General features: G+C 74.9%; 18 protein-coding genes and 1 pseudogene. 15 read left to right on the forward strand and 4 right to left on the reverse strand.

The window, feature by feature from the left end; genetic code table 11:
• Window positions 1-83 precede the first annotated feature (83 nt).
• Window positions 84-1001 (forward strand): aminoglycoside phosphotransferase family protein, encoded by a 918-nt coding sequence (locus HUT06_RS03600; RefSeq protein ID WP_254714959.1) that lies wholly within the window; start codon window positions 84-86, stop codon window positions 999-1001.
• 89 nt (window positions 1002-1090) lie between these two features.
• Here the strand turns inward: HUT06_RS03600 and HUT06_RS03605 are convergent, their stop codons facing one another.
• On the reverse strand, window positions 1091-2323 hold the full coding sequence (locus HUT06_RS03605; protein ID WP_254714960.1) for an Ig-like domain-containing protein: 1233 nt from the start codon (window positions 2321-2323) through the stop codon (window positions 1091-1093).
• Window positions 2324-2672: 349 nt separating this feature from the next.
• Here HUT06_RS03605 and HUT06_RS03610 point away from each other — a divergent pair, with 349 nt between their 5' ends.
• The 8 genes and pseudogenes from HUT06_RS03610 to HUT06_RS03645 form a co-directional block, all read left to right on the forward strand.
• A complete protein-coding gene (locus HUT06_RS03610; protein WP_254714961.1) occupies window positions 2673-4076 on the forward strand; it encodes a sugar transferase in 1404 nt (467 codons plus the stop codon).
• Window positions 4073-5374 (forward strand): O-antigen ligase, encoded by a 1302-nt coding sequence (locus tag HUT06_RS03615; RefSeq protein WP_176194395.1) that lies wholly within the window; start codon window positions 4073-4075, stop codon window positions 5372-5374. Before HUT06_RS03610 ends, HUT06_RS03615 begins: the two co-directional genes overlap by 4 nt.
• Window positions 5371-7053 carry a lipid II flippase MurJ gene (locus HUT06_RS03620; protein WP_254714962.1) on the forward strand — a complete coding sequence of 561 codons (1683 nt, stop codon included), beginning with the start codon at window positions 5371-5373 and terminating at the stop codon, window positions 7051-7053. The genes HUT06_RS03615 and HUT06_RS03620 overlap by 4 nt, the downstream gene beginning before the upstream one ends.
• Entirely contained in the window at window positions 7025-7702 is a 678-nt protein-coding gene (locus HUT06_RS03625) for a polysaccharide deacetylase family protein (RefSeq protein WP_176194396.1), read from the forward strand. Before HUT06_RS03620 ends, HUT06_RS03625 begins: the two co-directional genes overlap by 29 nt.
• On the forward strand, window positions 7699-8844 hold the full coding sequence (locus tag HUT06_RS03630; RefSeq protein ID WP_176194397.1) for a glycosyltransferase: 1146 nt from the start codon (window positions 7699-7701) through the stop codon (window positions 8842-8844). The genes HUT06_RS03625 and HUT06_RS03630 overlap by 4 nt, the downstream gene beginning before the upstream one ends.
• Window positions 8828-9556: a hypothetical protein gene (locus HUT06_RS03635; RefSeq protein ID WP_176194398.1), complete on the forward strand. Its 729-nt coding sequence runs from the start codon at window positions 8828-8830 to the stop codon at window positions 9554-9556. Before HUT06_RS03630 ends, HUT06_RS03635 begins: the two co-directional genes overlap by 17 nt.
• Window positions 9553-10689 carry a GNAT family N-acetyltransferase gene (locus HUT06_RS03640; RefSeq protein ID WP_176194399.1) on the forward strand — a complete coding sequence of 379 codons (1137 nt, stop codon included), beginning with the start codon at window positions 9553-9555 and terminating at the stop codon, window positions 10687-10689. The genes HUT06_RS03635 and HUT06_RS03640 overlap by 4 nt, the downstream gene beginning before the upstream one ends.
• A pseudogene (locus HUT06_RS03645) lies at window positions 10682-11704 on the forward strand (glycosyltransferase family 4 protein); the annotation flags it as partial. The gene HUT06_RS03640 and the pseudogene HUT06_RS03645, both read left to right, overlap by 8 nt.
• A 29-nt stretch (window positions 11705-11733) precedes the next feature.
• On the opposite strand, the gene HUT06_RS44310 reads toward HUT06_RS03645, so the two are convergent.
• Complete coding sequence (locus tag HUT06_RS44310) at window positions 11734-13008, reverse strand: glycoside hydrolase family 26 protein (protein WP_254714963.1); 1275 nt, start codon at window positions 13006-13008, stop codon at window positions 11734-11736.
• 116 nt (window positions 13009-13124) lie between these two features.
• Between HUT06_RS44310 and HUT06_RS03650 the strand changes: the two genes are divergently transcribed.
• Together HUT06_RS03650 and HUT06_RS03655 are read left to right on the forward strand one after the other, a co-directional pair.
• Entirely contained in the window at window positions 13125-14354 is a 1230-nt protein-coding gene (locus tag HUT06_RS03650; protein ID WP_176194401.1) for an ATP-grasp domain-containing protein, read from the forward strand.
• Between the two features lie 27 nt (window positions 14355-14381).
• Window positions 14382-15641: an FAD-dependent oxidoreductase gene (locus HUT06_RS03655; protein ID WP_176194402.1), complete on the forward strand. Its 1260-nt coding sequence runs from the start codon at window positions 14382-14384 to the stop codon at window positions 15639-15641.
• A 137-nt stretch (window positions 15642-15778) separates the two neighbouring features.
• Here the strand turns inward: HUT06_RS03655 and HUT06_RS03660 are convergent, their stop codons facing one another.
• Window positions 15779-16033 carry a hypothetical protein gene (locus tag HUT06_RS03660; RefSeq protein WP_176194403.1) on the reverse strand — a complete coding sequence of 85 codons (255 nt, stop codon included), beginning with the start codon at window positions 16031-16033 and terminating at the stop codon, window positions 15779-15781.
• Between the two features lie 300 nt (window positions 16034-16333).
• Here HUT06_RS03660 and HUT06_RS03665 point away from each other — a divergent pair, with 300 nt between their 5' ends.
• The 3 genes from HUT06_RS03665 (at window position 16334) to HUT06_RS03675 (ending at window position 19116) form a co-directional block, all read left to right on the forward strand.
• The gene (locus tag HUT06_RS03665; protein ID WP_176194404.1) at window positions 16334-17173 is read left to right on the forward strand and encodes a hypothetical protein; all 840 of its coding nucleotides are present in this window, start codon (window positions 16334-16336) and stop codon (window positions 17171-17173) included.
• Between the two features lie 188 nt (window positions 17174-17361).
• Entirely contained in the window at window positions 17362-18411 is a 1050-nt protein-coding gene (locus HUT06_RS03670; protein WP_176194405.1) for a chaplin family protein, read from the forward strand.
• A 111-nt stretch (window positions 18412-18522) separates the two neighbouring features.
• The gene (locus HUT06_RS03675) at window positions 18523-19116 is read left to right on the forward strand and encodes a class E sortase (RefSeq protein WP_176194406.1); all 594 of its coding nucleotides are present in this window, start codon (window positions 18523-18525) and stop codon (window positions 19114-19116) included.
• A gap of 63 nt (window positions 19117-19179) precedes the next feature.
• On the opposite strand, the gene HUT06_RS03680 is transcribed toward HUT06_RS03675, so the two are convergent.
• The gene (locus HUT06_RS03680) at window positions 19180-20181 is read right to left on the reverse strand and encodes a matrixin family metalloprotease (RefSeq protein ID WP_176194407.1); all 1002 of its coding nucleotides are present in this window, start codon (window positions 20179-20181) and stop codon (window positions 19180-19182) included.
• Between the two features lie 360 nt (window positions 20182-20541).
• On the opposite strand from HUT06_RS03680, the gene HUT06_RS03685 reads away from it, so the two are divergent.
• Entirely contained in the window at window positions 20542-21555 is a 1014-nt protein-coding gene (locus HUT06_RS03685) for a DUF2382 domain-containing protein (protein ID WP_176194408.1), read from the forward strand.
• The last annotated feature ends 15 nt before the right edge of the window (window positions 21556-21570 follow it).

Genomic DNA, 21570 nt, shown 5'->3' on the forward strand with positions numbered 1-21570 from the left:
GTTGACGCCTGCCCGATGTCCGGGCACCTCCGTTGTCTCCTTCGTTCATCGCCTCTGGCTCTCAAATGACGAAGGAGATTTCCGTGACCAGGTCGATTGACGTTCCGGACGCGTTCGCGGCGTCCTATGGCGCGCACGGCGCCGAGGAGCGCGCGTGGGTCGGCGAGCTGCCGCGTCTGGGCGGCGAGTTCCTGGAGCGCTGGGAACTGCGGCTCGATGGCCCGGCCGCATATGGCATGGCCTCATTGGTATTGCCGGTGGTCGGGTCCGATGGGACTCCGGCTGTGCTCAAACTCCAGCAGCTTCGGGAAGAGACCGCCGGTACTGCCGCCGGGCTTCGCGCATGGGACGGCGATGGGGCCGTGCGCCTGCTCGCCCATGACGACGGCAGCGCCACGCAGTTGCTGGAGCGGCTGGACGCAGCTCGTCCCCTCTCCAAGGTGGCCGACGATGCTGCGGCGGTGCAGATCCTCGCCGAGCTGATGGCGCGGCTGACCTCGGTGCCCGCTCCAAAGGGGCTGCGGCAGCTGTCCGACATCGCTTCGGCGATGCTCGACCAAGTGCCGCGTGCGGTGCCGCTACTGCGCGACCCTGACGACCGGCGGCTGGTGCGCACATGTGCGGGCGCCGTCGCCGAACTGGTCGGTGAGGCCGGCGACCGGCTGCTGCACTGGGACCTCCACTACGACAACGTCCTCGCCGGAGAGCGGGAGCCGTGGCTGGCGATCGACCCGGAACCGCTCGCGGGCGACCCGGGGTTCGAGCTGCTGCCCGCCCTGGACAACAGGTGGGACGAGGTGGAGGCCGCCGGCGACGTGGCCCGGGCGGTCCTCCGGCGCTTCGACCTGCTGACCGAGGTCCTCGATCTCGACCGCCGTCGAGCGACGGGCTGGACGCTCGGACGCGTCCTACAGAACGCCCTCTGGGACATCGAGGACGGCAAGACAGCCCTGGAACCCGCCCAGATCGCCATCGCCACAACCCTGCTGAAGCATCGGTAAGGGAGTCGAACGATACGGTCGGTGGCGTTGTTCAGGCAGGGTCGGCCGCTATCTCGCCATCCCGCAGACGGTCAGGACCGGCGCGTGGGTCAGGCCTGGGTGGTGGTTATGGGCTTGTTGAGGGCGCTGCCTTTGGCCCACTCGGGGAAGGAGAGTTGCCAGTAGCCCCAGCCGTTCGGCCACTGGAGGCTGCGCTTGGTGCCGGTGATCTTGACGATGTCGCCGCGGTAGGACCAGTGGAAGAACCACTGGGCGTCGGCGGCGGGGGAGCGGACGCAGCCGTGGCTGCAGTTGCGCTTGCCGAGGCAGGTCGGGTCGTCCATGTTCTGGTGGATGTACTCGCCGCTGTTGGAGATGCGCGTCGCCCACGGGACCTTCTCGTCGTACCAGCCGGGGTCGCCCTTCTTCTTGCCCGGCGGGCGCATGCGCTCCAGGCGGACGTGGTCCATGGTGAGGTGGATGCCGCTGGTGGTGAGCAGGTGGTCGACGCCGTCGCGCTGGACGTCGCCGCCGGCGCCGAGGCTGACGCCCCAGGTGCGGACGGTGCGGCCGTTCTTCTTCACGTTGAGCCGGTGCGTCTTGGCGTTGATGCTGATGACGTGGGAGTCGCCGACCTTGAAGGTGCGGGTGACGTCCTTGTCGCCGAACACGTCGGCGCCGATCTTCAGGCCGGCGTAGTGGACCTTGACGGTGACGCGCTGGTGGGGCTTCCACGGGTGCTTCGGGCGGAACACCATCGAGGGGAGGCCGTTGAAGGACTCGCCGGCGCTGAGCCAGCGCCAGGCGCCCTCGGTGGGGGTGGTCGAGGAGATCTCGGTGGCGCGCTCGATGGCGGGCTTGGCCTTCTCCGGGACGGCCTTGTTGAACTGGACGAAGACCGGCATGCCGGTGCCGACGGTCTCGTTCTCGCTGGGCACGACGTTGTTGACGCGGGTGGCGGCGGTGGCGCGGCTGGCGCGGAAGGCACTGGTCGCGGTGGTGGACTTGCCCTTGGTGGACGTCGCCGTCGCCGACACCTGGTAGCGGCCGCCGGGCTGGAGCGTCCAGGTGGAGTGCCAGGTCGTCTTGTCGGGGGAGAGCTTGCCGGGGACGTCGGCGCCCTTCAGCTTGACCGAGACCGTGCCGAGCGTGCCGCCGGCGGCCTTCACCGTGACGCCCTGGTCGGGGCGGGCCTTGCCGCTGCCGTTCGCCGGGCTGATCGTCACCTGCGGCGAACCGTCGTCGCCGCCCTTCGCGGTCGCGGCGCCGGTCTGCCCGTCTCCACCGCCGCACGCGGTCGCCAGTCCCAGGACCAGCGCCAACACCAAGGCCTTACCTCGCACCGTGCTCCTTCATCCAGCCCGCCCGCGCGCCGCGGGACGGCAACAAGATCGCTTACGGAACGGCCCTTATTCCCGCCTCGTCCGGAGGGCGCGGCGGCCAGGTGGCGGCGTCCGATCACTTAGGACGTCCATGGTCCCCCGAAGGTTCGCGTTCGGGGGACCATTCGGCGGATCTTTCGTGTTCGCTGACGCTCGGGACGCTCGGTCGATCTTCTCCTCAAGACTGTGGTGCGGCCGGTTAAAGGCGGCGATCCGCGCCCTGACCAGCTGCGATGCTGAGCGTGGCCGCACGTGACGGCCCCCGCAGAGTCACCTCCCGGTGAGTTCTTGTCTGGTGAAGGGACGTGCGATGAGAGCCCAGGGGCTGAGTCCGTCCATCGACTCGGGCGCCGGCCCCGCGGATCTCGCGCCGGCGGACCTCGCCGCCTTCGTCCCGTCGGGGCGCGGCGGCCGGACGCTGTCCGGAATGGGGCCCGCGTGCGTCGCCGTGGTGGACGGATGGGCGATGGCGGTCGGCGTCTCCATGACCCGGGGCGGCGTCGTGGCGGCGCTCGCCGCGCTGGCCGTCGTCGGGGCGAACGCCTCCGGCGGGCTGTACCGGACGCGCCGCAGCCCGTCGCTGCTGGCCGACGGCCCGCCGCTGCTCGCCCGGATCCTCGCCGTCGGCGCCGTCGTGGCGGTGCTGCTGCCGCATCCGGCGGCGGCGCTGCTGTGGGCGGTGGCGGTGGCGGCGACGATGTCGCTCGGGTTCCGCGCGTTCGTGAACGCCGCCGTCCGGACGTACCGGTGCCGCAGGGCGCGGCCGCGGCCGGCGCTCGTCGTCGGGACGGGCGCGACGGCCGCGCACCTGGTCGACATCCTGCGGGAGCGCGGCGAGCTGGGGCTGGCGGCGGTCGGGCAGGTCGCGGCGGGACGGCCCGCGGCGGCGCCGGTGCTCGGGGAGACCGCCGACCTGCCGGCGCTCGTCCAGGAGCACGGGGTCGGGACGCTGGTCGTCGTCGCCGAGGACGTCCACCCCGACCATCTCGGCGCGGTGCTGCGCGTCTCGTTCGGGCTGCCGTGCGAGACCCTGCTCGTCCGGCCGTCGTCGGACGTGGTGCCGGTGGCGGCGGGGCGGTGCGAGTACCTCGCCGGGCTGCCGTGCGCGCGGGTCGACTGGCGGCTGCGCGACCCGGCGGCGCGGCGCGCGAAGCGGGCGCTGGACGCCGTGCTGGGGTCGCTGCTGCTGGTCGTCGCGGCGCCGGTGCTCGCGGTGTGCGCGGTCGCGGTGCGGGTCGAGGGCGGTCCCGGGGTGCTGTTCCGGCAGCGCCGGATCGGGCTCGGCGGCGAGGAGTTCGTGCTGCTGAAGTTCCGGACGCTGAAGCCGGTGGACGAGACGGAGTCCGACACCCGCTGGACGGTCAAGAACGACGCGCGGATGGGGCGGGTCGGCCGGTTCCTGCGCAACACGTCGCTGGACGAACTGCCGCAGCTGTGGAACGTGGTGCGCGGCGACATGAGCCTCGTCGGGCCGCGCCCGGAGCGCCCCCATTTCGTGGAGCAGTTCTCCCGCACCTGCCCCGGCTACATGCTGCGGCACCGCGTCCCGGTGGGGATGACGGGCTGGGCGCAGGTGCACGGGTTCCGCGGCGACACCTCCATCGAGCTGCGGGCGCGGCTGGACAACCACTACATCGACCACTGGTCGTTCGCCGGCGACCTGAAGATCCTGCTGCTGACCGCCCACGCGATGCTCTGCCGGGACTCCGGATGACCGTCCTCGCCGCGCCGTTCCCGGCGACGTGGCCGCCGCGCCGGCCGAGCTGGCTGATCGCGGCGGCGGTGGCGTGCGTCGGGATCCCGCCGGGCGCGCGGGCGTTCGGGCCCGGCGTCCAGGTCACCGCCGGCGATGTGGCGAGCGGCGCGCTGGTGCTCGTCGCCGTGTTCCTGCTGGTCACGGGCCAGGTGGCGCTGCCGCGTGCGGCGTTGCCCGCGTTCGCGCCGCTGGTGGCGGCGCTCGGGATCAGCACCGTCCACTCGGCGGACATCGAGACCAGCGTGGTCGGCTTCGTCCGCGACCTCCAGGTGTTCGTGCTGGTGCCGCTGGCGGTGGTGCTGCTCGTCCGGGACCGCCGCGACCTCGTGATCGTCCTGTCCGCGCTGCTCGGGCTGGGGCTGGCGGAGGCCGGGTACGGGATCTGGCAGTCGGCCACCGGCAACGGCGCGTCGATGGACGGCCGCAACATCCGGGCCGTCGGCACGTTCGGCGCCCTCGACGTGATGGCGATGTCGATCGTCGCCGGGTTCGCGTTCCTCATCCTGACCGCGTTCGCGCTGACCGCGCCCGGCCGCGCCGCCGCGCGGGCGCGCGGCCTCGCCGTCCCGGCGGCGCTGGCGGGGCTCGGCGTGCTGGCCGCCGCGCTCGCGTTCGCGCTGAGCCGCGGCACGTGGCTCGCGCTCGGCGCCGCCGCCGTCCTCATCCTGGTGGTCTTCGACCGGTGGACGGCGGTCAAGGTGCTGACCTGCTGCGGCGCCCTGATGGTCGTGCTCGCCCTGGCGGGCGGCGGCGGGCAGGCCGTCGTCGAGCGGTCCAAGTCGATGGCCGCGTCGATCACCCAGCCCGACCAGTCCGTGGACGACCGGTACAACCTGTGGGCCGCCGCCGTCCGGATCTGGGAGGACCACCCGGTCACCGGCGTCGGCGTGAAGAACTTCCCGGCCTACCGCGACACCTACGCCGGCATCGAGCTGTCGTCCGGCAGCGAGACCGACGACCCCGTGAACGGCTACGTGCGGCAGCCGCTGCTGTCGCCGCACAACCAGTACCTGCTGTTCCTGTCCGAACAGGGCGCGCTGGGCCTCGCCGGGTTCGGCGCGCTGCTCGCCGTGCTCGTCGCCGGGCTGTGGAGGCGCCGCGACGTCCGCGACCCGTGCTGGCTCGCGGGCACCGCGCTGCTGGCGTTCCTCCTGATCAACTTCCTGTACGCGGACATGGGCGGGCCGACGTGCGCGCTCACCGCCATCGTGATCGGCGCCGTCGCGGTGCGCTCCTTCGGGACGGTCCGGGCATGACGGCGGGGGCCGGCTCCGTCGGGCGCGCCGCCGCGCTGTCGGGCGTGCTCATCGCCGCGGGCACCGCGCTCGGGTTCGCGCGCGACCTGGTGATGGCGCACATGTTCGGCGCGAGCGGCAGCACCGACGCGTTCCTCGTCGCGTGGACGATCCCGGAGACGGTGTCGCCGCTGCTCATCGAGGACGCGATGGCGCTGCTGATGGTCCCGGTCGTCACCCGCCTGCTGGCGCGCGGCGACGGGCTGCGCCCGCTCGTCGGCTCGGCGCTGCCGCGCATGGTGTTCTGCCTGGCGCTGGTCACGCTGACGCTCGTGGCCGCGGCCCCGGTCGTGGTGGACGTCCTGGCGCCCGGCCTGGCCGAGGACGGATCCGCCGTGATGTGCGTGCGGCTGACGGCCGTCACCGTCGTGACGTTCGGCGTGGCGGGCTTCATGAGCGCCACGCTGCGCGCCCACCACCGGTTCGGTCCGCCCGCCGCGATCTACGCGGCCTACAACATCGGCATCCTCGCGCTGATCGCGGGCCTGTCCGGCCTCGTCGGGATCACCAGCGCGGCCGTCGGCGTCGCCTGCGGCAGCCTGCTGATGGTCGCGGTCCAGGCACCGGCCTTCGCCCGCTGCCTCCGCGACAGCCCCGCCGTGCCCGCGTCCCCGATGGGCGGTGTCGAGTGGCGGCTCGGGGCCGCGGCGGTGGCGCCGGTCGTCGTCTACACGGTGACGCGGCAGGCGCAGGTGTTCGTCGAGCGGTTCCTCGGCTCGGAGCTATCCGCCGGGTCGATCTCCCAGCTGAACTACGCGCAGAAGGTCGCGCAGGTGCCGATGGTGCTGTCGCTGCTGATCGTGACGGTGACGTTCCCGAGGCTGGCGCGGGCCTCCGCGGACGGCGACACCCGGCGCGTCGCCCGCCGCATCCGGCAGGACCTCGTGGTCGCGAGCGCGATGGTGCTGGCGGCGACCGCGTTCCTGGTGGCGTTCGCGCCCACGGTCATCCGGGTGCTGTTCGAGCACGGCGAGTTCACCTCCGACGACACGGCGGGCACCGCGTCGATCATGCGGGTGTACGCGCTCGGCCTGTGGGGGCAGTCGGCGGTCGGCCTCGCGGCCCGCGCGTTCTTCGCGCAGCGGCGGCCGACCTGGCGGCCCGCCCGCGTCCTCGCGCTGGGCCTCGCCGTCACCGCCGCCGTCGGGAGCGGGTTCGCGGCGTCCGGCGGGACGCTCGCGCTCGCCGCCGCCAACGCCACCGGGATCACGCTCGCCGCCGTCCTGCTGCTCGGCGGGCTGCGGCGCGGCATCGCGCCGCTCGCGCCGCGCCGGATCGCCGCCGACGTGTCCCGGCTGATGCTCGCCGCCGCCGGGGCGTGCGCGGCGGGGGCGCTCGCCGCCCGCGGCCTCGCCGGGGCGCCGGCGCTCGTCCAGCTCGTCGCCGGCGGTGCCGTGGTCACCGCCGCGTTCGCGGTCCTGACCGCCCTGGCGGGACCCGACCTCGTTGCTCCATGGATCGCTTTGCGGTCGCGCGGCGGTGTGCGCGGCCGGACCGAATCGGGGGAGACCAGTGAGCCAGCCGACCGAACCAGCCGGAGTGACCGAACCGGCGAGAGTGACCGGGCCGGAGCGGCCGCCGGAGGTGATCCGGCCGGTTCCGCTGGTGCTGATGTACCACTCGGTCGACCACTTCGATGAGGATCCGCACCTGGTCACGGTGTCGCCGGCCCGGTTCGAGCGGCAGCTCGCCTGGCTGCGCGCCCGCGGCCTGCGCGGCGTCGCGATGGCGGAGCTGCTGGACGCGCACGCCGCCGGGCGGTCCCGCGGCCTCGTCGGGCTGACCTTCGACGACGGCTACGCCGACTTCGCGACGCGGGCCGTCCCGGCGCTGCTGCGGTACGGGTTCGGCGCGACGGTGTACGTCGTGTCCGGCCGGATCGGCACCTACAACGCGTGGGACGACGGCCCGCGCAAGCCGCTGATGACGGCCGACCAGATCCGCACCGTCGCGGGCGCCGGCATGGAGGTCGCCTCGCACGGCCGCCACCACGTCTCCCTCCCCGGGACGGACGACACCGAGCTGCGCGAGGAACTGGAGGAGAGCCGCGCCGCCCTGGAGGAGATCGTCGAGGCGCCGGTCACCGGCTTCGCCTACCCCTACGGGCACGCCACCGCCCGCGAGGTCGAGGCGGTGCGCGCCGCCGGGTACGACCACGCGTGCGACATCCGGCCCGAGGAGCCGTCGCGGCACGCGCTGCCCCGCACCTACATCGGCGACCGGGACGGGCCGCTGCGGCTGCGCGCCAAGGTCGTCCGGCACGAGCTGCGCCGCCGGAGCCACGTGTGACCCGGGTCCTGCACGTCATCACCGGGCTGGAGCACGGCGGCGCGGAACGCCAACTCGCGCTGCTGCTGCGGCACCTGCCGGTCGCCAGCGAGGTCGCGACCCTCACCCGGACCGGGACGCTCGGCGCGGAGATCCGCCGCACCGGCGTGCCCGTCCACGAGATCGGGATGCGCGGCAACCGGGACCTCGCGGCGCTGCCCCGGCTCGCGCGGCTGATCCGGCGCGGCCGGTACGACGTCGTCCACACGCACCTGTACCGGGCGTGCGTCTACGGCCGGATCGCGGCGCGCCTCGCCGGGACGCCCCGCGTCATCGCCACCGAGCACTCGCTCGGCGACGGCCACATCGAGGGACGCGCGACGACGCGCGGCGTCCGGGCCCTGTACCGGGCGACCGAGCGGCTCGGGTCGCTGACCGTCGCGGTGTCGCCGACCGTCGCCGGCCGGCTGCGCGGCTGGGGCGTGCGGCCCGGCCGCATCGTGGTGATCCCGAACGGCATCGACGCCGCCGCGTTCGCGTTCGACGCGGCCCGCCGCGCCGCGACCCGCCGCCGCCTCGGCATCCTCCCGGCCGAGCCCGTCGTCGGCGCCGTCGGACGGCTCGTCCCGACCAAGCGGTTCGACCTGCTGATCGACGCGGTCGCCCGGCTGGACGGCGTCCGGCTGCTGCTCGTCGGCGCCGGGCCCGAGCGGGCCGCCCTGGAGCGCCGCGCCCGCGACCTGCGCGTCCCCGTCGTCTTCACCGGCGGGACGTCGGACGTGGCGGGCGCACTCGCCGCGATGGACGTGCTCGCCGCGCCGTCCGCCCAGGAGACCTTCGGGCTCGGCGTCCTGGAGGCCCTCGCCGCCGGGCTGCCCGTCCGCTACACCGCCTGCCCCGCCCTCGACGACCTCCCGCCCGGCGGGGCCCCCGGCGCGCGCCGCGTGCCCGCCGTCGCCCGCGCCGGGACCTGGAGCGCGGAACTGCGCCGCGCCCTGAACGCGCACCTGAACGCGCACCCGGACCGGACGCGCGTGCCGCCCGCCGTCGCCCGCTACGCCATCGCCGAGCAGGCCGCCGAGATCGCCCGGCTGTACCTGCCCGAGCCGCCCGCCCGCGGGGTCGTTCCGATTCGAGAAAGGGCTCATGATGCCGCCACGTGACGCCAGGAGACGGCCCATCGGCCGCAGGGAGACGCGGACCGTCCGGAGCGGCCCGCTCCGGGCCGCCGCCCGGCGGCTGCGCCGGCCGCTCACCGCCTGCCTGCGGCGGTTCGGCCTGTCGCTCGCGCTCGTGCTCGCCGGGTTCCTCGGCGGGCTCGGCTACGCGCTGCTCGCGCCGACCACCTACACCGCGACGGCGTTCGTCCTCGTCGTGGACGCCGGGGACGGCGGGTCCGGCCCGGCGGCGGTCAGCTTCGCGCAGGCGTACGGCCGGCTCGCGCCGCTGCCGGAGACCCTCGAGTACTCCACGCTCCCGCTGCCGCGGCACGCGCCGGGCGGCACCCGCGAGCACATCCAGGCGTCCACGTCGCCGGACACGCCGCTGATCCGGCTCGCCGGCAGCGCCCGCACGGCCGGCGACGCGGCCGCGTTCGCCAACGCCGCCGCCGACGCGCTCGTCCGGTACGGGACGTCGCACCGCTCCGACACCGGCGTCCGCGTCGCGCTGATGACGCTCGCAGAGCCGCCGGCGGCGCCGTCCTCGCCGAACCTGCCGCTGGGCGTCGCCGCCGGGACCGCGACCGGGGTGCTGCTCGCCGGGCTCGTCGCCGCCGTGATGGCCGGGCGGCGCGGTGCCCGGCGCGGCGCGGCGCCCGCGTCCGCCGCCGTCCCCGCCCCGCCCGCCGCCGACCGGATGGAGGTGAGGTCATGACCGCCGTCGCAGCCGTCCGGTCCGCCACCCCGGCCGTCGAGTGGTCGGCGGAGGTGCACCGGAACGAGCAGGCGCTCGTCACGTTCGCGGACGAACTGCGCGACCTGTACGACCGCAGCCCCGCCGCGACGCCGTTCCAGACCTACGAGTGGCTGAAGTCGTGGTGGGGCTGGTACGGGACGCGGGGGCGGCTGCGGCTCGTCCTCGTCCGCTGCCGGGGCCGGCTCGTCGCGGCGGCGCCGCTGATGGCGGGCACCCGCTACGGGTTCCCGGTGCTGGTCCCGCTGGCCGCCGAGCAGAGCGACTTCACGGACTTCCTCCTCGACCCCGTGTACGGCGACGGCGCCGTCCGGCACCTCACCCGGGCGCTGCTGGACGAGCGGGGCTGGTGCGCGATCGACCTGCGCGAGGTCCGCCCCGGGTCGGCGGCGCACGCGGTCGCCGCGCGGTGGCCGCGCCGGACGTGGCGGGCGCCGTCCTCGGTGTGCCTGGAGCTCCCGGCCGCCGGCATGGACGACGTCCTCGCCCGGCTGCCGGGCCGCACCGCCGGGAAGATGCGCGCGAAGCTCCGCAAGATCGACGTGCGCGGCATCTCGGCCGAGAGCGTCCCGGCCGAGCAGGCCGCGGAGGCCGTGCACGCCCTGCTGGACCTGCACGCCCTGCAGTGGCAGGGCCGCCCGATCAACCCCGAGCACACCCGGGAGCGGTTCCGCCGGCACCTGGCCGAGGCCGCGAGCGGGATGGTCCGGGACGGGCGCGCCGCCGTGCTGCGGTACCGGTGGGACGGCCGGCTCGTCGCCGGCGACCTCGTCCTCATCGGGCACCGGCACGTCGGCGCCTACCTGTACGGCGCGATCCCCGAGCTGCGCGACCGCGTGGACGTCTCGCTGATGATGCTGCGCGAGGACCTCGCCCTCGCCCGCGACCGGCACCGGCAGGGCGTCAGCCTGCTGCGCGGCGACGAACCGTACAAGCTGAAATGGCGGCCGACGCCGGTGCGGAACGAGCAGATCATCCTGGCGCGGACGGCCTCGGCCGCCGCGTTCGCCGGGGTCGTCCGGGCCCGCGCGCGCCTGGCGGACCGGCGGCACGCGGGCAGGCTGCCGGGGAGCGGGCGGGGATCCCATGACTGAGCCGGTGCCGCCGCGCGTCCTGCACGTCAGCCAGCCCAACGCCGGCGGCGTCGCCGTCTATGTCGGGCAGGCGGCGTGCGACCAGCGCAGGCGCGGATGGGACGTGGCGGTGGCCTGCCCGGCGGGCGGCGACCTGCCCGAGCGCTGCATGGCGGCCGGCGTGCCGTGGCTGCACTGGGACGCGGGGCGCGGCCCCGGCCCCGGGGTGCTGCGGGAGGCGCTGCGCCTGCGCGGGCTCGTCCGGACGTTCGCGCCCGACGTCGTCCACCTGCACTCCTCGAAGGCGGGCCTGGCGGGGCGGCTGCTGCGCCGGCCGGGCGGCACGCCGACGATGTTCCAGCCGCACGGCTGGTCGTGGCTCGCCGCGACCGGGCGGCAGGCCGCCGCGAGCCGCCGCTGGGAGCGGCTCGCCGCCCGCTGGAGCGATGCGCTCGTCTGCGTCGGCGCGGGCGAGCTGAGCCACGGCATGGACGCCGGTGTGCGCGGCCCGTACCGGCTCGTCCGCAACGGTGTCGATTTGCGCCGGTTCGTCCCGGCGGACGCGGCGGCGCGGCTGGCCGCGCGGATCCGGCTGGGCCTGCCGACCGGCGCGCCGCTCGCCGTCTGCGTCGGCCGGGTGACCCGGCAGAAGGGGCAGGACGTCCTGGTCGAGGCGTGGCCGTCCGTCGTCGAGCGGTGCCCCGCCGCGCTGCTCGCGATCGTCGGGGCCGGCGGCGACCCGGTGTGGACGCGCCGGGACCGGTCGTCCGGCATCCGGTTCGTCCCGGCGGTGGAGGACCCGCGCGACTGGCTGGCCGCGGCGAACGTCGTCGCGATGCCGTCCCGGTGGGAGGGGCTGCCGCTGATCGCGCTGGAGGCCCTCGCCATGGGACGGCCCGTCGTCGGGACGGACATCCCGGGCATCACGGAGATCGTCCGGCCGGGCCTCGGCGCGCTGGTGCCCGCGGAGGACCCCGGCGCGCTCGCCGCGCAGCTCGCGGTCCGGCTCCAGTGCCCGGAGGCCGCCGAACGGGAGGGCCGCGCGGGCGCCGAGGCATCGGCCGGCTACGACCTCGCGGGGACGCTGGCCTCGCTCGCCGCCGTCACCCGCGAGGTGGCGGCCGGACGCGGCGGCGCCCCCGACGAGGCGCGCGAGGACGCCTCCGGCGACACGCGCGCGGTGGCGGGCGCGCTCGGCCGCACCGGCCTCGCCGGGACCGAGGTCGTGGGCTTCGCCGCGCCGGTCGGCCCCGCGGGCGCGGCCGGCGGGGTGAACGGCGCGTTCGACGGCGACGGCGGCGGTGCCGTCACCCCGCCGAACAGCTCCCGGTAGGCGGCGGACGAGCGGGGGTTGCCGCCGCACGACCACACCCCGTGCGGGCAGTAGTCGGTGATCGACTGGTACACGACGTCGTGCGACATGATCCAGTCGTGCATTCCCCGTACATAATCGGGGTTGTCTGAATTGCGGAACAAGCCCCATTCGGGGAACGACAGCGGCTTGCCGTGCGCGGCGGCGAATTCGGCCTGCGCCCGCAGCCCGTACGGTTCTTCCACGAATTCGGCGAACGACTTCCCGGCCGGCTGGTCGTAGCTGTCGGACCCGATGATGTCGACCGCGTCGTCACCCGGATAGCACTCCGTCCACGGGATCGCGTCCCGGCCGCGCGTTGGCGCGAAATCGAACCGGAAACGCTGGCCCGGCACCGCGCGCATGACCGCGACGATCCGCCGCCAGTACGCCTTCCACGCGCCGGGGTCGGGCGCGCACCGGCCGCCGTAGGACTCCCCGTTCATCTCCCAGCCGAGCACGATGACCGTGTCGCCGGCGCCGAGCGACACCAGCCGCCGGGCCAGCACCCGGTAGTGGCCGTCGAACGCGCCGGCCGCGCCGCCGCGCAGCAGCGAGCGCAGCACCGGCACCGGGAGCCACCCCTCGTTCGGGGCCATCATCGGCACGTTGACCACCAGTTTCCGCCGCGGATCGGCGGACTTCCAGTGCGCCCACGGCGCCAGCAGCCCCCACGGGCCCTCGATCCCGCGCCAGTCGTCGCCCGGCAGGTAGGTGCGCCCGACCGTCACCGTCGAGCCGAGCCACCGCTGGAACCGGCCGACCCGCGCCACCCCCTCCGGCCCGGAGCCGAGGAAGGCCCCGAGCGGCACGTAGGACGGCGCCTTCTGGACCGACTGCGAACGCGCCCACGGCACCGCGGCGGAGGTCGCCAGCAGCGCCAGGAAGGCGAAAACCGCCAGAACCGGCGGGAGCGGACAGAAGGGAAGCGGCCTTTTCCGGCGCGGCTCGAATGGCCGCCCCGCTGAATGGATATCGGCAGCTCGCATGCGTATTGTATGCCCGTGGAGGTCCGCCGCGGAAAAGCCGTCCGGACGGAAAGAGCAAAGAATTTACGTTAGGAAGGGTGTCGTGCGCATCAATCCCTGGGAATGCGGCTGACCGCATGTTCTTCGACACGCGGACCCCGCCGCGCACGCGCCTCGACCCCGGCCTGCCCGTCCTGCTGCTGCGCACCGACCGCAACTTCTTCCACCACGGGACGCTCGCGGCGATCCGCAGCCTCGGCCGCGCCGGGGTGCCCGTCCACGCGATCATGGAGGGGCCGGCCAACCCCGCGTCCCGGTCCCGCTACCTGCACCGCGGGGAGCCGTGGGCGCCGCCCGCCGCGCACCCCGCCGCGCTGGTGGACCACCTGCGCGCGATCGGCGACCGGATCGGCCGCGGCACCCTCCTGGTCCCGATGGACGACGCCGGCGCGATCTTCGCCGCCGAGCACGCCGACGAGCTGCGGCCCCGCTTCGTCCTCCCCCGCCAGGACCCGGACGTCCCCCGCCGCGTCGCCGACAAGGCCCGGCTGCTGGAGGCGTGCGAGAAGTACGGCATCACCTGCCCGCCGAGCCACACGCCCGAGTCCGCCGCGGACGTGGAGGACGCCGCCGCCGCGCTCGGCCTGCCGCTGATCGCCAAGTGGGCGCGGCCGTGGCGGCTCGGCCCGGGGATGCGCAGCACCACGCTCGCCGGCACGCTCGGCGAGCTGCACCGGCTGTTCGCCGCCACCCGCGACCGCGACCCGGACGGGGACGCCGGCCCGCTGATCCTGCAGCGCCGCGTCCCGCCGGCCGGCGGCGACTGGTTCTTCCAGGGCTACTTCGACGCGAACCTCGACTGCCTGTACGGCGCCACCGGCCGCAAGCACCTCGCGCACCCGCCGCAGGCCGGGCACACCGTGTCCGGCGAGTGGGTCGCCAACGCCGAGCTGGAGCGGCTCGCCGTGCGGATCGTCCGGCTGCTCGGCTGCCGCGGCCTCGTCGACCTCGACTTCCGCCTCGACGCGGGCAGCGGCGGCTACCACCTGCTCGACTTCAACCCCCGGATCGGGGCGCAGTTCCGCCTGTTCACCGACCGCAACGGGCTCGACCTGGCCCGCGTCCTGCACCTCGACCAGTCGGGCCGCAGCGTCCCGGACGCGCGCCCGGCGCTCGGCCGCACCCTGCTGGTGGAGAACCACTACCTCCAGCAGTCCGCCGGACGGGCGCTGCTGCGCGCCGGGACCCTGCGCCCGCTGCGCGCGGCCGACGAGTTCGCCTGGTACGCCCGCGACGACCTGCAGCCCTTCCTCGCGCTGGGCAGGCGCGGCGCGCTGCGGGCGGTCGAGCGGTTCCGCGCCAGGTAACACAACGAACACACGGGGGAGAGAGACATGAGCGACTCGGTCAGCGACGTCGTGATCGCCGGCGCCGGGCCCTACGGCCTGTCGACCGCCGCGCACCTGCAGAACCTCGGGCTCGACGTCCGGATCGTCGGCGAGCCGATGCGGTTCTGGGAGGCGGGCATGCCCGAGGGCATGTTCCTGAAATCGGAGCCGTTCGCGTCCAACCTGGGGGCGCCGCAGCCGGGCCTGCGGTTCACCGACCGCCATCCGGACTGGCGGCTCGGCCAGCCGATCCCGCTGGACACCTTCATCGAGTACGGCCGCTGGTTCGCCGCGGCGGCCGTCCCGCAGCGCCCCGACGACCGGGACGCGCAGGTCGTGAACGTCGAGCGGGGCGGCGCGGGCGGCTACGCCGTCACGCTGTCCACCGGCGAGACGATCGCGGCGCGGGCCGTGGTGCTCGCGGTCGGCGTCGGCCCGTTCGCGCACCTGCCGGACGAGCTGGCGGGCATGCCGTCCTGGCTCGTCTCGCACAGCAGCGCCCACCGCGACCTCGCCCTGTTCGCCGGCAAGGAGGTCGCCGTCATCGGCGCCGGGCAGTCGGCCCTGGAGACGGCGGTGCTGCTGGCCGACGCCGGCGCGCACCCGCACGTCATCGCCCGGCGGCCCCGGCTCGACTGGAACACCGTCCCCGAGGAGCACCGGTCGGCGCGCGACCGGCTGCTCGGCGGCCCCCGCTCCGGCCTCGGCACCGGCTACCGCACCTGGCTGTGGGCCGAGCGGCCCGGCCTCGTGCGCTACCTGCCGGAGGGGACGCGGCGCCGGATCGTCCGCGAGACGCTGCCGCCGGCCGGGTCCTGGTGGCTGCGCGACCGGCTGGACGACCGGGTCCGCGTCTCGACGGGCCGCCGCCTGGCGAAGGCGGTGGAGCAGGAGGACGGCATCGCGCTCACCACCGTCGACCGCCGCGGCCGCCGCCAGGTCACCGAGGTCGAGCACGTCCTCGCCGCCACCGGGTTCGTGCCCGACGTCGGCCGCCTCGGCATGCTCGCCCCGGCGCTGCGCGGCGCCGTCGCCACCCGCTACGGCGCCCCCGTCCTCAGCCGGGACTTCGAGGCGTCCACCCCGGGCCTGTACTTCGCCGGCCTGGCCGCGGCCCCGACGTTCGGGCCCGTCATGCGCTTCGTGCACGGCGCCGCCTTCACCGCGGGCCGCATCTCGCGGCACATCGTCCGCCGGGCCCCGCGCGTGCTCCCGCCCGCGTCCCGCCGGCCGGACGTCCTCGAATCGGACACGTCCCACCGCTGACCCCCGTCGACCCGTCCGCCTCCAGGAGCGCCACCACCCTCCTGGAGGCGGGCGCTTCTCCGCGGCCTGCCGGGCCGGGATAAGGATTTTCCCCCGGTGGTGGTGCCTTTCCGCACCAGCCCCGCGGGACGGCGGCGTCAGTGGCCCGCCGGGCGGGCGCGGCGGCGGGAGCGGTCGGCTCGGGCGGTCGCGACGGCCCATTGGCAGCGCCAGTAGAGGGTCCATGCGAGCGATCGCACGCGGTGGGTGCGGGGGCTCTGAGCGGCGGGGACGGCGGCGAGCACCATGCGGTCGAAGTCGGCGCGGGTGATGAAGCGGTGCGCCTCGCGGCGCGGCGGGCGGCGCCGCCGCGGCGGGCGGAGGCGGCTGGTCGTGCGCGAGGGGTCGAACATGGGAACTCCTCGGGGAGCGGTCCGGTAACCGACCGTTCACCGACTGTAGCGCACTCGATACCGGGTCCCATACTTCTCCCCGGCTGTCGGAGGAGGAGTGCCGCCGTCCCGGCGAGCCCCGGCAAGAACCGGCAAAGCGGGCGTCGACCGGCCGGAAAGGCGAGCCCGGTAAAAGGCGAATTCATGGGCCGGTAAATGATCGCGGGACACGCCGTGGAAAAGGACGGCGTCTCCGTGCGGCCGCCGGTTCCGGTGTTACGTTCGAGCGGACCTCGATTCGACGGCAAAGGGGAACCGGCAGTGCTTTCCGTACCGATCCGGCGCGGGGCGATCCGCCCGCAGGATCGGCCGCGGCATGCGCTCGTACCCGCTCTCCTGCGCCTCGCCGCCATCGCCGGCCTCGCGATCGCCGGCTGGATCGTGCTCTCCGCGCTGTACGGCAGCGCCGACGCGGCCGAGCGGCCGGCGCGGCAGGCCCCCGCGCAGGCCGGCGATCCGGGTTACGCGACGGTCCGGCACTTCACGTCCCGGCCCGGCTGGGACGCGATGGCCGAGGACGCGCGCGAGGTCGGCGACCACCCGATGCGGTACGTCCAGTCGCGGCGGCACGACCTGTTCGACGACAAGGACAGGGCCGTCCGGCAGGTGCGCCGCCTCGCCGACGACGCCGGGGTACCGCGCGTCCGGATACCGGACGTGCGGCCGAAGCGGCCCGTCGTCAAGGGGCTCGTGCACCGGGTGACGGACCCGCGGCCCGCACCCCGGCCGGCGGCCGACGCGCCGCCGCGGCCGGCCGAGCGGCCGGACGGGCACGCCGCCTCCCCGCACGCCGCGGCGCGCAAGGCGCCCAGCGCGGCCGGGCACACCGCCGCCGCCTCCGGGGCGCCCGCGCACCGGGTGACGGACGACTGCATGGGCTGCCTCGGTGACCAGGAGTCACCCGCGCACGCGCCCGTGACGCCCGCGCCCGACGCCCCCTCGGGCGGCGGCTCGACGAGCGGGCACCCGCTCGTCCCGGTCGCCGACCTGCCGCACCGCCGCGGTCCCGCGGCACCGCCGGCCGTGGACGCGAGCACGTTCCACCGCACGGCGCTGACCGACGTGGCCGCGCCCGGCGGCCCGTCCGTCGTCCCGGACTAGCAGTCCCCAGGCGAGCGCTCCCGCGACGAGCGCTCCCCGGCCCGGCACCCGGGCCCGCACCGGCCGCTGAGCCGGGTTCCCAATGATCTTTCCTCGATGAGCGACGGCCGCGCATGGCCGCCGCCGGGCTGCGCCACCCCAGCGGGTCGCGCAGCGATCACCACCGATGCAACAGACAGGAGCAACACATGCGCATGTGGGCACGCAACACGAGCCGCGCGGCCCTGGTGGCCGCGGGCGCCGTCGCGATCGGGGCCGCCTTCGGCTCCGGCGCGGCCATCGCCGACACGACCGCGCCGGACGGCGGCCCCGCCGCCGCGGGCGCGTGGCAGGCCCCGGCCGAGCGCGCCGCCGCGGCCCGGTACGGCGGCGGGGGCGGTGACATGAAGACCTCGGGCACCTTCTCGATCGGCGGTGGCAACCAGGTCTTCGCGCCGATCACCCTTCCGATCGACGTCTGCGGCAACTCGATCGCGATCGTCGGGCTGAGCCGGGCGCAGTGCAAGGGCGGCGCGAGCGTCTCGTCCGGGGGCCACGGGCACCACGGCTACCGGACGGCCGAGCCCGCCTGGGGCGGCGGCGGCTGGGACGGCGGAGGCGGCCACGGGGGCATGGAGACCTCCGGCAACTTCAGCATCCTCGGCGGCAACCAGGTCTACGCGCCGATCACCGCTCCGGTGAGCGTGTGCGGGAACTCGGTCGCGATCGTCGGGATCTCGGAGGCGCAGTGCAAGGGCGGCGCGTCCGTCGAGCGCGGCGGCAAGCCCCCGAAGATGCGGACCTCGGGCAACTTCAGCATCCTCGGCGGCAACCAGGTGTTCGCGCCGATCACCGCGCCGATCAGCGTCTGCGGGAACTCCATCGCGGTCATCGGGATCTCCCAGGCGCAGTGCAAGGGCGGCGCGTTCGTCGGGGACGGCGGCGAGGAGCTGCCGCCCACGCTGCGGACGCCGCCCGTGAAGAAGAAGCACAAGAAGCCGTACAAGCCGTCCAAGCACCGTCCGGCGGCCAAGCACAAGAAGCTGCCCTCGACGCTGCGTCCGGCCAACTCCCGCATGGCGGGACCGATCCCCGGCTCGGAGGGCGGGGACAGCCTGGGCCCGGTGAAGAGGGCCATCAACACGCTGAAGAAGTTCGTCCCGCTGCCGGGAGTGGACGTCTCGCCGGGCGAGGTCGGGCCGAAGCTGCCGACCGACGGCGAGATGCCGGTCCGGGTCGGCACGCCGGTCCTGCACTGAGCCGGAACCGGCGCGGATGACGATCCGCGGCCGGTGAACCGCGGTGAGGGGGCGGCAGACGTGCCGTCCCTTCCCCACGGCAGAGCACTCCAGACCGATTGGGGCGAAACCATGCTCGACCGAGAATCGTTCGGCGCGGTGGCCGTCGCCGTGTGCTGCGGCGCGTCCGTGCTGGGCGTCTCCCAGATGCCCGCGCAGGCCCGGGCCCAGGTGCAGGCGCAGGCGACCGCCCAGGCGGCGCCCGCGCGCGCCGCGTCGGCGGTGGCCCGTGCGCGCCCGAAGCGGGGCGCGCTGATCGGGCAGATCCGGATCAAGCGGATGCGGCTGAAGGCGCCGGTCCGGGAGGGCGTCGGCCAGGCGGTCCTGCGCCGCGCCGTCGGGCACTACCCGGGGACCGGCCTTCCGGGCCGCGACGGCAACACGGTGCTGCTCGGCCACCGGACGACCTGGCGGCACCCGTTCAACAAGCTCGACCGGATGCGGCGCGGCGACCGGATCGTCCTGCGCGTGGGCCGCGTGACCTACGTGTACAAGGTGCGCACCAAGCGCGTCATCAAGCCGCGCGACCGGCGCGTCCTGGAGCCGGTGCCGTTCAAGCGGGCCAGCGCCCCGAACGGGCAGTACCTCACGCTCATCACCTGCACGCCCAAGGGCTCGGACGCCCGCCGGCTCGTCGTCGTGGGCACGCTCCAGTCGAAGCGCTGACCGGGGCCCCGAAACGCAGTACCCAGGCCGGACGGTGGACGACGTGGTGCGGCTCCGCGTCGTTCACCGTCCGCCGTAGAGGGCGATCAGGCCGTCGTAGTCGCCCTTGCCGAGGGTGGTGGGACTGGTGTCGCAGGAGGCGAGGGCCGGCGCCATGGTGAGGTTCTCGTGCTCGATGCCCTCGACGTGGGTCAGGCCGAAGACATGGCCCGCCTCGTGCGTGGCGACCGCCTCGGCGGAGTAGGCGCCCGCCGGGCACGTCCCGCTCGTCCACCACTTCTTGCCGCGCACCTGCAGCGCCATGTCGGTCTCGACCGTCGTCGACCCGAGGTGCCAGGTGCAGGTGGCGGCGAGGACGTCGTTCTCCGCGCTCTGCAAGGACAGCCAGCCGAAGGTGTTGACGCGGTCCCGTTTCGCGCAGGCGGCGGCGCTGGTCACGTTCGGCGGCCGGTTCCCCTGCCCGGCGTAGCGCGCACCCACGTCCGGCAGGGGCGCGAAGCGGCCGCCGTTGCAGTCGGTATGGGCGTTCACCATGTTGGACACGCCCGTCGCTATGGGCCCCCTGGGCAGCCCGGCCGTGCCCGCGTAGTAGTGCCACTGGACGGCGGTGCCCTTCCGCCACTTGCTCGGCCCGGCGCGGTGGGCGCCGTCCGCGCAGGCCGACGCCGGCGCCCGGAAGGCGCGCGGCCGGCCGTGCGGCGCCCGCCCGCCGCGCGTCCCGATGGTGACCAGGCCGGCCCGCTCGTCCACCCGGATGCGCAGCTCGGCGCCGCCGTCGGTGCGCAGCGCGTGCGCGACCAGCGAGGTCCCGTCGGACGGGACGACCGCGGTGAGCCCGTTCGCGCCGCGCACCGCACGGCCGCGCAGATCGCAGTCGGCGATCTTCACCCGCTGCGGCATCGTGCGGGCGGACAGTGTCCCGCCGGGCTTGCACCACGCGGGCGCCCGCCGCGGTTCGGCGAGGGCCGTGCCGGTGAGCAACGTGCCGGTGAAGCCCGTGCCGGCGAGCGCGGCGGCGGCCGCTGCGGCCCCCGCCCTCAGGGCCGCCCGTGGAAAGTCGCGCATGGCAGTTTCTCCGATGTTCGAGAGCGTGCTCTGGCAGTCTTTCTTGGGCGCGGGAAAGGGAAACGGGCGCATTCTAAAATGATCACCATAATGAGGCTGTGTGTGTTCCGCGATGGTGGCCCCGATCGACATTTATGGAGAAAAGGCCGACGCGGCTCCCCGAAGTGGTCTGCCACCTGTGGGTAAATCATCCCCCATAATCCCGTAAACGTGTTTATTGCGCCCCCATACGGAAAAGCCGTGAGTAATCCGGCAACTCGGGATCAAACAGAACACCGTTGCCGCGAGGCGGGTGCCGTACCGGCTCCCCCCGCAGTCCCCCGTCCGCCCGGCAGCGTTCAGGAAGCAGAGGTGTTCAACGTGCAGACGCAGACACAGGTGCGGGAACTGATGGGCATGAGCGTGACCGACACCCACGGGACCAAGGTCGGCACGATCAAACAGGTCTACCTCAACGACGACTCCGGCTCCCCGGAGTGGGTGACCGTGCACACCGGATGGTTCGGCATGCGGGAGAGCTTCGTCCCGCTGTCCGGCGCGCGGAAGAACCAGGACATGCTGCAGGTCCCGTACGACAAGGAGACCATCAAGGGCGCTCCGAACGTCGACGCGGACGAGCACCTGTCGCACGCGCAGATCGTGGACCTCTACCGCCACTACGGCGTACGTCCCCCGGGCGGGCGCCGCGAGGGCCGCGAGGGCGAGGACGCGGCCAGGACGGCCGGTGAGCGCGGGCTGACCAGCGAGGGCAGGACCGGCACGTCCGGCACGACCGGGTCCGGCGGGCCGGCCGCCGCGGCGGGCACCGCCGGGGCCGCGGGCACGGCGGGCGCCGCCGGCATGGCCGTCCGGCCCGACAAGGACAAGGACCGGGACAAGGACCGGGACAAGGAGGCGCGCGGGCAGACCACCATGCCGCCGCAGTCGGCGCGCGAGGGCGCCGAGGCCCCGATGACCGAGATCACCCGGTCGGAGGAGCAGATGCGCATCGCCACCGAGCGGCACGAGGCCGGCCGCGTCCACGTGCACAAGTACGTGGACACGGAGATGGTCGAGCGCACGATCCCGGTCTCGCACGAGGAGGTCAGGATCGACCGCGAGCCGATCGTGGGCGGCGAGGCGGACCCGAAGATCACCATCGCCGAGGGCGACCACGAGATCATCCTCTACGAGGAGCGCCCGGTCATCGCCAAGGAGACCGTCCCGGTCGAGCGCGTGCACGTCCGCACCGAGCGGGTGCAGGACGAGCAGACGGTGCGCGGCGAGCTCCGCAAGGAGCGCATCGAGGTCACCCGCGACGAGGGCATGCGCTCCGAGGGCGGCAAGGGCGAGCGGGGGACCGGCCGCGGGGAGCGCGGCCGCCCGTCCACGTGAGCCCTCCGCCGGCGG

The organism is Actinomadura sp. NAK00032 (genome assembly GCF_013364275.1).
GTDB lineage: Bacteria > Actinomycetota > Actinomycetes > Streptosporangiales > Streptosporangiaceae > Spirillospora.

Bases quoted from the DNA above. Each gene is read 5' to 3' on its own strand.
- HUT06_RS03610 (WP_254714961.1), top strand. From the start codon at position 2,673: ATGAGAGCCCAGGGGCTGAGTCCGTCCATCGACTCGGGCGCCGGCCCC.
- HUT06_RS03615 (WP_176194395.1), top strand. From the start codon at position 4,073: ATGACCGTCCTCGCCGCGCCGTTCCCGGCGACGTGGCCGCCGCGCCGG.
- HUT06_RS03620 (WP_254714962.1), top strand. From the start codon at position 5,371: ATGACGGCGGGGGCCGGCTCCGTCGGGCGCGCCGCCGCGCTGTCGGGC.
- HUT06_RS03625 (WP_176194396.1), top strand. From the start codon at position 7,025: ATGTACCACTCGGTCGACCACTTCGATGAGGATCCGCACCTGGTCACG.
- HUT06_RS03635 (WP_176194398.1), top strand. From the start codon at position 8,828: ATGATGCCGCCACGTGACGCCAGGAGACGGCCCATCGGCCGCAGGGAG.
- HUT06_RS03640 (WP_176194399.1), top strand. From the start codon at position 9,553: ATGACCGCCGTCGCAGCCGTCCGGTCCGCCACCCCGGCCGTCGAGTGG.
- HUT06_RS44310 (WP_254714963.1), bottom strand. From the start codon at position 13,008: ATGCGAGCTGCCGATATCCATTCAGCGGGGCGGCCATTCGAGCCGCGC.
- HUT06_RS03650 (WP_176194401.1), top strand. From the start codon at position 13,125: ATGTTCTTCGACACGCGGACCCCGCCGCGCACGCGCCTCGACCCCGGC.
- HUT06_RS03655 (WP_176194402.1), top strand. From the start codon at position 14,382: ATGAGCGACTCGGTCAGCGACGTCGTGATCGCCGGCGCCGGGCCCTAC.
- HUT06_RS03660 (WP_176194403.1), bottom strand. From the start codon at position 16,033: ATGTTCGACCCCTCGCGCACGACCAGCCGCCTCCGCCCGCCGCGGCGG.
- HUT06_RS03670 (WP_176194405.1), top strand. From the start codon at position 17,362: ATGCGCATGTGGGCACGCAACACGAGCCGCGCGGCCCTGGTGGCCGCG.
- HUT06_RS03675 (WP_176194406.1), top strand. From the start codon at position 18,523: ATGCTCGACCGAGAATCGTTCGGCGCGGTGGCCGTCGCCGTGTGCTGC.
- HUT06_RS03680 (WP_176194407.1), bottom strand. From the start codon at position 20,181: ATGCGCGACTTTCCACGGGCGGCCCTGAGGGCGGGGGCCGCAGCGGCC.